At 67.9% G+C, this 13,642-nt stretch carries 7 protein-coding genes, 1 tRNA gene and 1 pseudogene; 4 read left to right on the top strand and 5 right to left on the bottom strand.

The window, feature by feature from the left end:
• Positions 1 to 260: 260 nt before the first annotated feature.
• Positions 261 to 1,946, bottom strand: coding sequence for a DUF222 domain-containing protein (locus ACFVIV_RS34570; protein ID WP_379203780.1), 1,686 nt, complete (start codon positions 1,944 to 1,946; stop codon positions 261 to 263).
• Between the two features lie 176 nt (positions 1,947 to 2,122).
• On the opposite strand from ACFVIV_RS34570, the gene ACFVIV_RS34575 reads away from it, so the two are divergent.
• From ACFVIV_RS34575 to ACFVIV_RS34585, 3 genes are all read left to right on the top strand, one after another.
• A tRNA-Ala gene (locus ACFVIV_RS34575) sits at positions 2,123 to 2,195 on the top strand.
• 95 nt (positions 2,196 to 2,290) lie between these two features.
• On the top strand, positions 2,291 to 2,521 hold the full coding sequence (locus ACFVIV_RS34580; RefSeq protein ID WP_379203782.1) for a ribbon-helix-helix domain-containing protein: 231 nt from the start codon (positions 2,291 to 2,293) through the stop codon (positions 2,519 to 2,521).
• On the top strand, positions 2,518 to 2,961 hold the full coding sequence (locus ACFVIV_RS34585; protein ID WP_379203784.1) for a type II toxin-antitoxin system VapC family toxin: 444 nt from the start codon (positions 2,518 to 2,520) through the stop codon (positions 2,959 to 2,961). The genes ACFVIV_RS34580 and ACFVIV_RS34585 overlap by 4 nt, the downstream gene beginning before the upstream one ends.
• A 192-nt stretch (positions 2,962 to 3,153) precedes the next feature.
• Here the strand turns inward: ACFVIV_RS34585 and ACFVIV_RS34590 are convergent, their stop codons facing one another.
• Positions 3,154 to 4,410, bottom strand: a complete 1,257-nt coding sequence (locus ACFVIV_RS34590) for an ATP-binding protein (RefSeq protein WP_379203786.1) — start codon at positions 4,408 to 4,410, stop codon at positions 3,154 to 3,156.
• 247 nt (positions 4,411 to 4,657) lie between these two features.
• The gene (locus ACFVIV_RS34595; RefSeq protein WP_379203788.1) at positions 4,658 to 5,836 is read right to left on the bottom strand and encodes an MFS transporter; all 1,179 of its coding nucleotides are present in this window, start codon (positions 5,834 to 5,836) and stop codon (positions 4,658 to 4,660) included.
• A 123-nt stretch (positions 5,837 to 5,959) separates the two neighbouring features.
• On the opposite strand from ACFVIV_RS34595, the gene ACFVIV_RS34600 reads away from it, so the two are divergent.
• Positions 5,960 to 6,298 (top strand): ArsR/SmtB family transcription factor, encoded by a 339-nt coding sequence (locus tag ACFVIV_RS34600; RefSeq protein ID WP_379203790.1) that lies wholly within the window; start codon positions 5,960 to 5,962, stop codon positions 6,296 to 6,298.
• Between the two features lie 118 nt (positions 6,299 to 6,416).
• On the opposite strand, the gene ACFVIV_RS34605 is transcribed toward ACFVIV_RS34600, so the two are convergent.
• Together ACFVIV_RS34605 and ACFVIV_RS34610 are read right to left on the bottom strand one after the other, a co-directional pair.
• Positions 6,417 to 7,340 (bottom strand): TIGR03564 family F420-dependent LLM class oxidoreductase, encoded by a 924-nt coding sequence (locus ACFVIV_RS34605; protein ID WP_379203792.1) that lies wholly within the window; start codon positions 7,338 to 7,340, stop codon positions 6,417 to 6,419.
• A gap of 794 nt (positions 7,341 to 8,134) precedes the next feature.
• Positions 8,135 to 13,612: pseudogene (locus ACFVIV_RS34610) on the bottom strand (type I polyketide synthase); the annotation flags it as partial.
• Positions 13,613 to 13,642: the final 30 nt, after the last annotated feature.

Here is a 13,642-nt window from a genome sequence, read left to right on the forward strand (position 1 = left end):
TCGCCGCCTTCGAATGCGTGGCGCAGGCCGGGAACGGCCCGAACTTCGCGAAGTTCCACGACCAGCTGTTCACGGCCTAGCAGCCGGAGGAGCGCGGCTCCTTGGTCGGGGGGAGTGACCGCGGGGGTGGAATCCGAGATGTGGGTGGGGTGCGGCTCGGTTCGAGGGTGTGGAGCGAGCCGCACCCCGGTGGGAAACCGTGTGCAGGGCACGGCTTTCCACGGCTGGGGTGAAAACCGGGAGTGCTTATCCGGGTCCGGTCAGCGAGTGGCTGTCCGGGACTCGGGGATCTCGTTGTCCGGGGTGCTGCGCGCCAGCTGGGGATGCAGCAGCACGTGGTCCTCGAGGGGGTACGCGATATCGCCGGTGAAGCGGCGCGGCGGAGCAACGGGCTCGGGCGGTTCCGTCAGGGAGCGGAGCGGATGGCGCGCGGGTTTGGCCGGGGCGTCGATATCGGTGTGCGGGAAGAGGTATCGGGCGCCTTCACGAATGGTTTCGTGCGGCTCGCCGGTGGGGTCGATCCAGCGCATGCGATCGGAGTCGGCCAGGTAGACGCGCCACGGTTGTTTACCGCTGTCGGCCAGGACTTTCAGCCGGTAATGATGCGAACACAGGACCGCGCGAGTGGCGATCGACGGATGGGTGCGCGCGGCCGGGAGCGGATCGAAATGGGTGACAACGGTTTCGGCGGCGGGCATGGTGCAGCCCGGGAACCGGCACAGACCATCGACCGCGCGTATCTCCCGCGGTGGGGCAGCCGAGAAAGGACGCACCGTGTCAGGCCCGGGAGTTGTCTTGCCGGTCTGCGCGGTTCGGTGCTGCGCCGCGTCGGCGGCCGTCGAGGTGTGTGCGGCAGGTTCCGTCTCGGCCGCGGTCCGCTTCGATTCGCCTGCGATCCGCTCCGTCTCGTTCACGATCCGCCCCGACCCGCTCGCAATCCTCTGGGGCTCGCTCGCGACCTGCGCCGACTCGCTCTCGGTCCGCTCCGACTCGCTCGTGATCCATTCCGGCTCGCCCGCGATCCGCTCTGCCTCGACCGCCTCCGCGGCGGGGGACTTCATGTCTGCGGGGAAGTATTCCGGAATCACTTGGAAGCGGGCGTGTTCGGCGAGCTTGCGCGCCAGCGCGGCGTCGATCGGGCCGTAGCCGGAGAGGAAGGCCGGATCATCGCGCAGTCCGAGCAGCGTTTCGGCGGGCACGCCAACCTGGATGAGCGGCCGGCGCGGCGTACCGGGAGTCTCGGATTTCGGGCAGTACTTCCCTCGCCCGCAGCCGCAGCGCAGCCGTCCCGACCCATCGGCCAGCGCGACCAGCGCGTCCGCGCGACGCTGCTGCATGGTGCGCGGATCGTCTTCGCACACTTGCAGGCTCATCTCCCGCAGCCGCATCGCCACGGTCTGCGCGCCGGCCGCGGGCAACTGCCCGTCGAACACCGCCATCCCGTCCTGCACCGCGCGAATCCGAATATCCCGATCGTCCTCCCGCTCCTCCCGCCGCCGCTGTTCACCCTCCGGGTCCAGCCGCGTCACCCACCGCCGCGCGGTCTGCCGCAACCGCGCCGGATCCGACCGCGTGGCCGTCTCGATGAGCTTCGGTTCGAGCGTCTCCCGCAACTCCTTCGACAGCCCCCGCATGCTCTCCGCGATAACCTGCACTCGCGGCAGATCGATCCGCCCCGCGGCGAAGGCCAGCCGAGTCTGCGGTAGCGAGTCCAGCGCCAGCCCGATATCGATCATCGCCGTGGCCACCGCCTCCGACACCTGCGCCCCCACCGCGATCTCCGCCGCCGCGAACTCCCCCGCCCGCACCCCGTTCGGCCCCGGCTCGACATTCCCCGCCCGATGTCTCCTATACACCTCCCGCACCGCTGTGATTTCCGCCGCCTGCGCGAACGCCGCTGCCCCATGTGCCCGCCGCAGCGCGTCGATCAGCTCTTCGTCAGCCATCGCCTCCACCTCTCGGCTATCGAACATGTGTTCGACAATACTCCCGAAAGATCGCCACCGCCAGCACAAATCCCCCCGATTTCCAGGCGATTTCTAGGCGATTTGGTTTGTTCGACAGCAGTCGTGTAACTTCGTTCAAGCAAGCGGGGCCCACCCCGCGAGCGAAAACTGAACACGGGGCTATGGCGCAGCTGGTAGCGCACCACACTGGCAGTGTGGGGGTCAGGGGTTCGAGTCCCCTTAGCTCCACTTCATCACAGAGCCGCAGGTCATTGACCTGTGGCTCTGTTGCATTTCCAGCATTGCGCGAACCCGACGGGTGCCCTACGCGGTACCCTACGTTCATGAAGGCCAAAACGAGCGTGTACCTGGATCCCGAGCAGGCGGCCCGTCTCAAGGAGGCTGCCGAAACGACGGGGCGATCGGAAGCCGAGTTGATCCGTGAGGGGATCGACCTGGTGCTTATGCGTGCGCACCGGGTGCGTCGTACCCGGCCGTGGCCGTCGTTCGATTCCGGCGATCCTGGGTTCGCCGCCAACAGTGAGGAATTGCTCGGCGAGGCATACGGCGAGTGAGCTTCTTCATCGCCGATACGTCGGCCATCATCGCCGCTTACGATCGCGCCGCGGATCTGCATGAGCGGGCGCGTGAATTCCTCGCCACCTCTGTCGCTGTCGTCTCGCCGTTCGTGCTCGACGAGGTCGATCATCTGCTCGTCGCGCGGTTCGGAAAAGACCGCCGCACAGCCGATCTCGTCTTCGACGACCTGCTCACCTCCGCTGAGGAGGGTGCGGTGCTGGTGCCGCCGGTGGACCGTGATGACCTGCGGGTCGCGCAAAAGATCATCGAACAATATCGTGGCCTTCGGCTTGATCTGGCCGACGCGGTCACTGTTGTGCTCGCCGAGCGCTACCTCACCAACGACATACTGACTTTGGACGAGAAGGACTTTCGCGCCGTTCGGCCTTTGACGCCCGCTCATGCGTCGTTCCGGCTCTTGCTCCAGGGGGACTGAGCCTCCCGCAGCCGCGATCGGGTGCCCATAGCGCGGATCACGATATCCGGGCCCGTCGACCAGCACCGCGCGGTTCGTATGCTGGTCCGTCAGGTCCACTTGAAGGAAGGCCCGATGGCAACATCGGGCCTTTCGTGTTTCTCTTGTGTGTGCCGCTCGGGGTGAAACTGTTTGGCCAACTTTCGAATCTGATCAGTGTTCGGGGTTCGGTACTTCCCAGAGGGCGCTAACCGGCATTGCGAGCATCTTGGGTCCGAAGGGCAGTGTTTGTTGGCCGGTGTGGAGCACGATGCCGGCGAGGAAGTCGTCGCCGAGGCGTTCGGCGAGATGACGGAGGTGGCGGAAGTCGTCCGGTCCTACCGTTGAGGCCGCTTTGACTTCGATGCCGACGACTTCGCCGCGGCGATTCTCGAGGACGGCATCGACCTCGACTCCGTCCTTGGTGCGGTAGTGGTACATCTGGACGTCTTCGGTGGACCATGTGCGTTGGCGTGCGAGTTCCATCAGGACGAACCCCTCCAATAGCGGTCCGAATCGGCCGTTGGGGCGCAACAAGTTACGTACGTCGGCTCCGACGAGGTTCGCCGCGATGCCGGAGTCGACGAAGGCGACCTTCGGGATCATCGTCGCGCGGTTGCTCAGGTTTCTGGACCATGCCGGTATGCGTTTGATCAGGTAGACCTCTTCGAGCAGCGTCAGATAGCGTTTGACCGTCGAGGCTCCGAGCGCGAGGTCGTTGCTGAGCGAGGTGTTCGCGAGCAGTTGACCGGAGCGGGCCGCGACGAGTTGCAGGAGGGCGCGCATTTCGGAGGTTCGCTCGATCTCCGAAAGTTGGCGGATGTCACGGGTGATCAGGTCGCCGACATAGGAATCGAAGAAGGCCCTGCGCCGCTTGTCGGTGCTGCGCGCGACAGCTTCCGGGAAGCCGCCGCGGACGATCCGCTCGGCGTAGTCGGCTCGCGGCACAGTTGTGTTGTGACGCAGCTTGTCTCGGTGGGCGAAGACCGCGTCGATGAAGGCGTCGGGCGTGCCGTCCATCTCACCTTGAGAAAAGGGCCACAGCTCGATGGTCTCCATACGGCCGACGAGGGTGTCCGGCAGTGCTCGCAGCCCGAGTATGCGCGCGGAGCCTGTCAGCAGGTATCGGCCCGGGCGGCCGTAGGCGTCTACTTGCGCCTTGATCGCAAGCAGCAGTTCGGGTGCTCGCTGGATCTCGTCCACCACCATCAGGTTCGGCGAGTCGACGAACCCGTCGGGGTCTTCGAGTGCGGCCTGCCTGACCAGGGCGACGTCTAGATCGCGCCATTCTGCTTCGCGATCCTTCGAGACGAGGCGGACAAGGGTGCTCTTGCCGCATTGCCGCGCGCCATTGACGAGGACGACACGCGTGTCGGCCAGCGCTTCGGTGACCGCGGTTTCGGCCCGTCGGGGGACGACCGGTCTATGCATGGCTATTCGCTCCGTTCGCCGAGTATGCCAACCAACCGCGGCCGCTTATTGTGCCTGATCATAGCTGCTTTCTATGCCCATGTGGTTGATTTGTCGCAACCTTAGTGGTTGATTCGTCGCAGTCAATCTGGTTGATTCGTCGCTACTCTTCTGGTTGATTTGTCGCTGCATGCGGTGGATTCGTCGCATCTGGCCCGAAGGATGGGGCGCCTGTTGTACACCGGATACGCCGCACGGTCCGGCGTTCTTATGCCTCAGCCTTTTCCAAGGTGGGTACAGGCTCGGCGGCCGGATGGTGGCGGGCGGCGGTCAGGTGGTGGATGAGTGTCAGGACCGTGACACCCGCGGCGAGCAATCCCAGCATTTCGGGCGTGATGTCCATCCACTCCTGCGCCAGTCCGCCGAGTCCGCCGCCCAGCGCCATTCCGGCGTAGATGGCCGAGGAGTTGAGGCCGAGTAGGACGGGTGCGGCGGCAGGGCTCAGGGTGATGAGCCGGTGCTGCTGCGGAACCACCACGACGCCGAGTGTCATACCCCAGATTGCTGCCCAGACCAGGGTGGCCGCAAGATTGGTGGTCACCACGGGGGTGAGGGCCAGGGCAATGGCGGCGACGGCCAGTGGGGCGGTCAAGATATGCGCCGGGTCGTACCGGTCGACCAGTCGTCCGACGACGATATTTCCGGCGAGGACACCGGTTCCCCACGCCAGCAGCACGACGGTGAGCCGGGACTCGGAGCCGTCGGTCGCATCCCGCAATGCCGGGCCGATGTAGGTGTACAGCGTGTAGGTGCCGACGAAGGCCAGCATCGTAACCGCGAGCAGCCCAAGGACTCTGCCCTGCCGCAGCGGTCGCAACCGGTCGCTCAGCGAAGCGGCGGGCAGCGTCACCTTCGGTAGTCCGAAGGCTATTCCGAGTGCTGCCGCGGCACCGGTCCCTGCGACGGCCCACAGCGTGATGTGCCAGTCGGCGCGGCCGATCAAAGTGCCGAGCGGCAGTCCCAGCGCCGTCGCCAAGGTGAGCCCTCCCAGTACGAAGGCGAGAGCCCTGCCTCGGCGTTCGGGAGGCACGATGGCCGCCGCGGTGCTGGAGGCTACGGAATTGATGATTCCGGCTCCGATCGCGGTGATGACCCGCGCGATCATAACCACCTGGTAGCTCGTGCCCAGAGCGGTTATGGCATTGCCGATCACGAAGACGCTCAAGGCGATCAACAGTGCGGACCGCCTGTCCAGTCCGCTGGTGATCGCACCCATTACCGGCGCCGAGACCGCGAGTACCAGGGCGAAAACCGTCACCAATTGCCCGGCTGCGGGAGTGGAGACCTGGAGATCGGTGGCGATCGCGGGCAGCAGACCCGCGATCACGTAGGCGTCGGTGCCGACGGCGAAGGTCGCCAGCGCCAAGGGAAGAAGTCGTTTCAGCATCGAATAGTGCCGCCTTGTCAGAGGCTTCGGAAGGGTCGGGAGGAGCCTAAGCAATATATGGATGCTTGTCCATGTATCAATCAATGGCCTAAGCTGACGGCATGCGGAACCCGTGGAGTCCGGATGCGTGAGGTGTCGCAGCCGGCGATCGAAGCCATCCGACTGGTGGAAGTTCTACGGGCACTTGCAGATCCGGTGCGTCTCGAGCTCGTCCAGCGACTCGACAGCCTGGGCGAGGAGCCCTGCAATGCGCTCGGCGGTGAGATCGGCATCCATCAGACGACGCTGTCTCACCACTACCGAGTCCTGCGTGAAGCCGGCGTCACTTGGACGACCGTGCGGGGCCGGACCCGTCTGGTGCGCCTCCGCCGAGACGACCTCGACGCCTTGTTCCCCGGCCTCCTCGACTCCGTTTTGATCGCGCAGCGCAACGTCCCAACGCCTCTGGCCCGCAAGAGCTGAAAGGTGCGGGGATCACCAGCTGCGGGCCGATGCGGTCACCGTGGTGCTCGCCGAGCGCCCGCTCATCGGTCGTTCCGGCTCTTGCTGCAGGGCGACTGAATCGCCCTGCGGCGTGGCGCTAGAGGGATGTCGGGGTGGGGGTGAGTTGACCGGCCAGGGCCCAGGTGCGGCGTTCGTCTGCGGGGCTGCCCAGGTCGGTGCTGGTCAGTACGACTTCGGTGGCGCCGGCGTCGTAGTAGCGCTGGATTCCGGCGGCTACGGTTTCCTCGTCGCCGATCAGGGCCAGGTCGGCTGCGCGGGAGGCGCCCTCGAGGTCGATGACTCGGCGGTAGGAGGGCACCTGCTCGTAGAAGGACAGTTTGTCGAGTGCTTGGGCGCGGGTGGCGTCGGGGTCGGCGGTGACTACGGCGGGTACGAAGGCGACTACGCGTGGTGCGGTGTTCGATGCGCGGGTGATGGTCGGGAGGATGTGGTTGGTCAGGGTTTTCGGGCCGGCCAGGTACGGGAGGATGCCGTCGGCGAGTTCTCCGGTGACGCGCAGTGCCTGCGGGCCCATCGCGGCTACCAGGACGGGGGTTCGTGGCTGTGCTCCGGGCACTGCGGTCGGCAGGGGTGGGGTGACGGTCAGGAGTTCGCCGTGGAATTCGGCGGTTCCGATGTCGAGCAATTGTTTTATCGCGGTGAGGAACTCGCGCAAGCGGGCGATGGGGCGATCGAACGGAGACCCGAACGCGCCGGCGACGAGCGTCGACCCGACGGCCAATCCCAGGTGATAGCGGCCGTGTGTCGCGGCCTGGGCGGTCTGCGCCTGGGCGGAGACGAGTAGCGGGTGGCGTCCGACCACGGGGATGGCCGAGGTGCCGACCTGCAGTCCGGGAACCTCCCGGCCCACGATGGCGGCCAGCATGGGCGAGTCGTAGTCCAGTCGCTGTCCGAGCCACACCGATCCGACACCGAATTCCTGAGCCGATCGGGCCTGGGCCACGATCGCGTCGACGTAGTTGTCCGCATTCGTTGCGGCGAGCGCAATTCCGAGAGTCATGCTCAGGGCAACCTGCGCGCGCCCTCGGCTGTTCCTGGCGTAATCGCTGGGCGCAGTACGTAGTTCACTTCCGGGCCGGTGCGGCCGAGTTTGGTTTTGGTGAGGAATTTGCCGCCGAAGGCTTCGTAGAAGGGGATGTTTTCGTCTTTGCAGATGCCGCCCACGGAGGCGCCGAGTTCGTCGGCTTCCGCGATGGCCCAGGCGGCCAGGGTCATGCCTACGCCGGCGCGTTGCCATTCGGGGGCGCAGGCGAGGTAGACGAGGGTGGTGTGGGGTTGGGGTGGGGATACTCGGGCTATGGCGGCGTCGACGTCCATGCCACGGGGGGTTGCGGTGCCCATGGCCTTCAGGAGCAGAGGGCCCGAGATTGCCTCTCGGAGAGGGGAATTGCGGTAGTGCGGGGGGTACCAGAGGAGGGCGGCGACTATTTCGCCGTCTACGGTGGCGACGGCGGCGCCGTTGACCGGCAGGAACCGGTATTTGATCATGATGCGGATCATGTCGGGGGCGCGGCGGTGGCGTACTGCTGGATCGGGGAAGACGTATTCCTCGATCGGGTCGTCTTCGTCGAAGGCTCGGGCCACGACTCGGACGATGTCTTCGATGTCGGCTTCGGTGGCCCGGCGGACCACCGGGGTGACCGACTGGTTCCACATGGAGCGCAGGCGGGTCGCGATTCGCTGCTTTTCCGGATCGTCTCGGTCGCCGGCGTCGAGTGCGGCCTGGAGTTCGTCGAATGCCGCATCGATGGAGCGGACCGGGGTTTGCTCGTGGACCTCGGCGAGTTGTTCGTGGAGACGGTCGGCGAGTGCGGTGGGTGTGGGGTGTTTGAAGGCGATCGCGGGTGAGAGGGACAGGCCGGTGGCGGTTTGCAGGCGGTTGCGCAGTTCGACCGCGCCGAGGGAGTCGAAGCCGTGGTCGGCGAACGGGCGCTCGGGATCGATCGCGGACGCGCTGTCGTGACCGAGCACGGCTGCGAAGTGGGTGAGGACGGTGTCGAGGACCGTCTGTCGTTGACCGGGCACTATCGCCGGAGTCGCCGCCGGCTGCCTGGTCGCCTTCGGGCGGCGATTCGCGGTCGGCGCCAGGTCCCGCAGGACCGGCGGCAGGACTCCGCTGTCGGCTCGAGCGCGGAGCTCGGCGGTATCCACGGCGGCGATCACCGCATGGGCCACATTTCGATCGAGTGCCGCGCGCCAGCCTGCGAACGCCTGCTCATCGGGCATGGCGCGGAAGCCGCCGCGGCCCAGCCGGGCCACGTCCGCCGCGCCCAGCGCTCCGGTCATACCGCTCGTGCGTGCCCACAGGCCCCACGCCAGCGACTGACCGGCGAGCCCTCGGGCCCTGCGATACGCCACCAAACCGTCGAGGAAGGTGTTCGCGGCCGCGTAGTTGGCCTGCCCGGGAGCGCCGATCGTGCCCGAGACCGACGAAAACACCACGAACGCCGCTAGATTCAGATCCGCGGTCGCCTCGTGCAGATGCCAGGCGGCGTCGGCCTTCGGCGCGAGGACCGCGTCCACCCGCGCTGGGGTGAGGGACCCGATGGTTCCGTCGTCGAGCACACCGGCGGCATGGATGACGCCGGTCAAGGGGCGCTCGGCCGGTAGAGCGGCCAGCAGGGAGGCGACGGCGTCGGCATCGCTGACATCACAGGCCACCACCCGCGCTTGCGCGCCGAGCTGTTCGAGCTCGGCGATCAGCTCCGCCGCGCCATCGGCGTGCGGGCCGCTGCGGCTGGCCAGCAGCACCGAGCTCACGCCGTGCTCGACGACCACGTGCCGGGCCACGGCCGCGCCCAAACCGCCTGTGCCGCCGGTGATCAGCACCGTGCCGTCACCGAAGGCGGGAACGGCATCGCCCTGTGGGGACGCGGCCGCGGGCCGGATGAGCCGGGCGGTGTGAGTAATGCCGTCGCGCACGACCAGCTGGGGTTCGGCCAGGGCCACGGCATTGGCCGCGAGGTGCTCGTCGACGCGAATGTCCGTGTCCAGCAATATGATCCGGCCGGGATCTTCCGTCTGCGCGGTTCGCACCAAACCCCATACCGCGGCCCCGGCCAGGTCGGTGCAGTCCGCGCCGGGCAGCGGGACCGCGCTACGGGTGGCGACCACCAGGGTGCTCGCGGCGAACCGGTCGTCGGTCAGCCACGCCTGCACCACTGCGAGGATCCGCGCGGCCTCGGCGTGGGTGGCGCCCACCACGTCGGCACCGGTGTGGTCGCTCCAGCCGACTCCGGCTTCGATGACCACCACCGGGGGTACCGGCGCCTCCGGAGCCAGCTGGTCCCACCAGCCCACACCCGAGTCCCCTGTGCGTAGTCCGTCGGCGTCTTTCAGGTCGCCGGTCCGATCGGCTGCGACGGCATGGGTGGCCCCCGCATCGGCCGCGGATCGGATCGGCGACCACGCCAGTTCCAGGATCGGGGTGGCCGGGCCGCTCGTTGTCGCGAGTTGCCCGAGTGGCATCGGCCGGCTCGTCACCGTGCCCGACAGCACCGGTTGCCCCTTCTCATCCGTCACCCACAGCGTCGCCGACGCTCCGTTGACGGTGAGCTGCGCACGCAAGGCCGACGCTTCGGTCGTGTACAGCGCCACCGACTCCCACGAGAACGGCAGCACCACGTGACCCGCCGGGATCTCGACCGCATCGGCCAGCAGTCCCGCCTGAATCACCGCGTCCAGCAAGGCCGGATGAATCCCGAATCCGTCGGCCTGCACCCCGGTATCCGGGTCGAGGGCGATGTCCGCGAACACTTCCGCGCCGCGCCGCCACAGCGCCCGCACGTTCTGGAAGGCCGGGCCCATGTCGTAATCGGGCGTCAGGGCCGCGCGGTCGACATCGATTTCGGTGGCTGCGGCGGGCGGCCAGGTCTCGGAATCGGGTGCGGTCGCGTCGGTGCGGTCGGTCAGCAGACCGCGGGCGTGCAGTACCCACTGTCCGTCGCGATCGTGTTCGGCACGGGAGTAGATCGAGATCGGCCGTTGCGGGGTTTCCGGCCCGACCACGATCTGGATTCGCACCCCGCCCTGCGCCGGAAAGATCAGCGGCGCTTGCAATGTTAGTTCCTCGATCACTGGGCACCCGGTTTCGGCGCCGGCGCGCAAGGCCAGCTCCACGAACCCGGTCCCCGGCAACACCATGACCCCGTCGATGGCATGGTCGGCCAGCCAGGGCTGCGACAGCGCCGACAGCTGCCCGGTCAGGACGAAACCGCCGTCCGCCATCGGCAGGACCGCGTCCACCATGGGGTGATCGAGCACGTTCAAACCCGCGGCCTCGACACCGGCGGTGCTGCGCGAGGGCGCGAGCCAGTAGCGGCGACGCTGGAAAGCATAGGTGGGCAACGACACTCGGGAGACCCGGCGGCCGGCGAAGCATACTTGCCAGTCGACCTCGACACCGGCGGCGTACGCGCGCGCCAGGCAGGCCTGGAACTGCTCGACCTCGCCGCGCCCGCGCCGGGCCGCGGCGATCACCAGCGACTGCGCCGCGATATCCGCCGGTAGGTTCTGCTGGGTCATCGCCGTCAGCGCCGCATCCGGGCCGATCTCAACGAATCGTCGTGCGCCCCAGTCGACCAGGGTCTCTATGCCCCGGGCGAATTGAACGGTCCCGCGGATGTGCTGCACCCAGTAATCGGGCTCCAGCACCTCATCACCGGCGATTCGGCCGGAAACGTTCGACACCAGTGGAATCGACGGCCGGTTGTAGGTCACTTCCCGTGCGACAGCGGCGAACTCATCGAGGATCGGGTCCATCCGATGGGAATGGGAGGCGATCGAGATCCGCAATCGCGAGGTCTCGCGCCCCCGGTCGGTGAACCATTGCTCGACCGCCGTCACCGCGTCCTCGTCGCCGGAGACCACCACGGCGTCAGGGGCATTCAGCGCGGCGATGGACACCTGATCCGCATGGCCGGCGATCGCCTCGGATACCTCGCGCTCGTCCGCCCCGATGGCCAGCATCGCGCCGCCCTCGGGCGAAAGCCCCATGAGGCGACCGCGCGCCGCGATCAGCCGGCAGGCGTCTGGCAGCGACCACACTCCGGCGAGGTGGGCCGCGACCAGCTCACCGGTCGAATGTCCCACCAGGACATCGGGTCTCACGCCGAACGAGTCCAGGAGCCGGAACAGTGCGACCTCGTAGGCGAACAGCGCGGGCTGGGAGAAGTCGATCCGATGCAGCACGCTCGCGCCGGGATCGGTAGCGCCGTCGTCGCCCCACTGACCGGTGAACATCAAGGTTTTCAGCGAACCGCCCAGCAGTGGATCGAACTGCTCGCAGATTTCATCCAGCGCGGCGGCGAATACCGGAAACGCTTCGTACAGTTCACGCCCCATACCGACCCGCTGCGCGCCGCCTCCGGTGCACAAGAACGCCGTTTTGCGCGAAACCGCCCGTCCCGCAGCCACATCGACGGAGCCTCGGGCCAGCGCCGCGAGTCCCTCCAGCAAGGTGTCCCGGTCCGCGCCGAGCACCGCCCCTCGCCAGTCGAACCGGGCGCGGGTTGTCAGCAGCGAGTAGCCGATGTCATCGACTGCCAGGCTCGGATTCTCGGTCACACAGCTCAGCAGCTTCGAAGCCTGCGCCCGCAGACCCTCCTCGGTCTTCGCCGAGAGCAGCCAGGGGACGACACCGGCCGCCACTGCCGGTGCTCCGCGGCCGTCGGCATCCTCCGCCGATTCAGCCGAAGTCTCCGCCGGACCCGACGCCCCCGCCGAATACGATGCTTCCGCTGGACCCGATGTCTCCGCCGAAGCCGATGTTTCCGCCGGACCCGATGCTTCCGGCGAAGCCGATGCCTGCGTGGCAGCGGGAGCCTGCGTGGCAGCCGGTCCCTGCGCCGCATTGGCGGTCCTGGCCGGAGCCGGAACCTGCGTTGGGATCTCTGCTGGAGCAGGGGCCTCCTCCAGAATCACGTGCGCATTGGTGCCGCTGGCGCCGAAGGAGGACACGCCCGCCCGCCGCACCCGCTCGCCGGCGCGCCACGGTTCCGGCTCGGTGAGCAGCCGCACCGTGCCCGCCGACCAGTCGACGTGCGGGGTCGGTGCATCGACATGCAGTGTCGGGGGCAGGATTTCGTGGCGCAGCGCCTGCACCATCTTGATCACGCCGCCGACGCCCGCCGCCGCGGAAGTGTGCCCGACATTCGACTTGAGCGAGCCGATGCGCAGCGGCTCCCCGGCGCGGTCGCGGCCGTAGGCGGCAATGAGCGCCTGCGCCTCGATGGGGTCGCCGAGGGTGGTGCCGGTGCCGTGCGCCTCGACCGCGTCGATGTCGGCGGGTGTCAGCCCGGCATTGGCGAGGGCCGCCGCGATCACCTTTTCCTGGGCAGGACCGTTCGGCGCGGTCAGGCGGTTGCTGGCCCCGTCCTGGTTGATGGCGGTGCCGCGGATGACCGCGAGGACCCGGTGGCCGTTCCGCTGTGCGTCCGACAACCGTTCGACGGCGAGCATGCCGAGGCCCTCGGAGAATCCGGTCCCGTTCGCCGCCGCCGCGAAGGCCCGGCACCGGGCGTCGGGGGACAGCCCGCGCTGCCGGGCGAAGGCGATCAGCAGGGTGGGGTCGGACATGACGGTGACCCCGCCGACCAAGGCCAGCGAGGTCTCGCCCAGGCGCAGGGCCTGACAGGCGAGGTGCAGGGCGACCAGCGACGAGGAGCACGCGGTGTCCACCGAGAGCGTCGGACCCTTGAATCCGAAGGTGAAGGCGACGCGCCCCGCGAGGATGCTGGCCGAAACACCCGGGTACGCCTGGCCTTCCGCTTCGGGAGTCAGCCCCGGCGACCCGACCCGCGGACCGTAGTCCTGATGGATGACGCCCGCGTACACCCCGGTGTCGCCGCCGCGCAGCGACGCCGGATCGATTCCGGCGTCCTCCAGCGCTTCCCAGGTGGCTTCCAGGTACAGCCGCTGCTGCGGATCCATCGTCTCGGCCACGCTGGGCGGGACCCCGAAGAATCCCGCATCGAAATCGCCTGCGGAATAGAGGAATCCGCCCTCTCGCGTGTACACGGTGCCCGGGGTGTCCGGATCGCTGTCGAACAGGCGCTCGAGATCCCAGCCGCGGTCGTCCGGGAAGGGACCCACCGCATCGGTGCCGGACGCGACCATGTCCCACAGCTTGGCGGGTGTGTCGGCGCCGCCCGGATACCGGCAGCTCATGCCGATGATCGCGAGCGGTTCCGCGGCACGTGCTTCCAGGTCCCGGAGGCGCTTGCTGGCGGTGCGGAGTTCTCCGGTGACCTTCCGCAGATACCGGCTGAGCCGTTCCTCGTTGCCGGTGCTCGGATTGCTGGT

It is taken from the genome of Nocardia sp. NPDC127526 (assembly GCF_042672265.1).
Lineage (GTDB): Bacteria > Actinomycetota > Actinomycetes > Mycobacteriales > Mycobacteriaceae > Nocardia.